Raw genomic sequence first — 668 nt, 5'->3', positions numbered from 1 at the left:
CGGCCGCTATCGTTACTCAAGCCCTAAACAAATTAAAACGCAAAGTGCTTTAGAAACGCGTACGCGACAATCGTACCAACGCCAAGGCAAACAGTTTACTAGCCCTTATGCGAGCAAAAAAACGGGTGCCTCGGGTTTAAGCCGCAGTAGTTATACACCGCCTAAAAGCCGCAGTAGTTACTCGCGTTCGAGTAGTTATAGCAACAGCTCTGGATCGGTACGCAATAGCGGTAGCAGAACCTCTCGTGGCGTGAGCCGTGGTAAGTAAAGAATAAGTTGGAGTTAGAAATATGTACGAATTTAATGGAATAACTACGTGGTCGCTACAAGCTTTGGCGATTGATTTTGCAATTATCGTGTTGTTATTTGTAAGCCTAAAATACATTAAGGGCTGGGTTTCAAACCTTCATGCAAATGACGAAATAACAGAACGTGATAACTTTGCTTTTGGTATTAGCTTTGCGGCAGGCTTAGTTGCACTTGCCATTGTATTAACGGGTGTGAGTAGTGGCGCCTTTGCTGCGTCGTTACAACAAGAAGCCCTGCAAATGCTAGGCTATGGTGTATTAGCCATTGTACTGATTAAATTAGGCCACTTTTTTCAAGACAAGGTCGCGCTTCGCAAAGTCAGCCTGCACGACGAAATTGTAAAAGGTAATGTAACAGCC

The 668-nt window shown here is 44.3% G+C and carries 1 protein-coding gene and 1 pseudogene; both read left to right on the top strand.

Annotated elements, in window-relative coordinates; genetic code table 11:
• Positions 1 to 268: pseudogene (locus L650_RS0100580) on the top strand (CHAD domain-containing protein); the annotation flags it as partial.
• 22 nt (positions 269 to 290) lie between these two features.
• Positions 291 to 668: DUF350 domain-containing protein (locus L650_RS0100575; protein WP_029771761.1), on the top strand; the 378-nt coding region annotated here is incomplete at its 3' end.

It is taken from the genome of Pseudoalteromonas sp. TB51 (assembly GCF_000498055.1).
In the GTDB taxonomy this organism is placed as follows: Bacteria; Pseudomonadota; Gammaproteobacteria; order Enterobacterales; family Alteromonadaceae; genus Pseudoalteromonas; species Pseudoalteromonas atlantica.
Note: the sequence above shows the minus strand (reverse complement) of the source record. Positions and strands in the feature narration are given on the sequence as shown.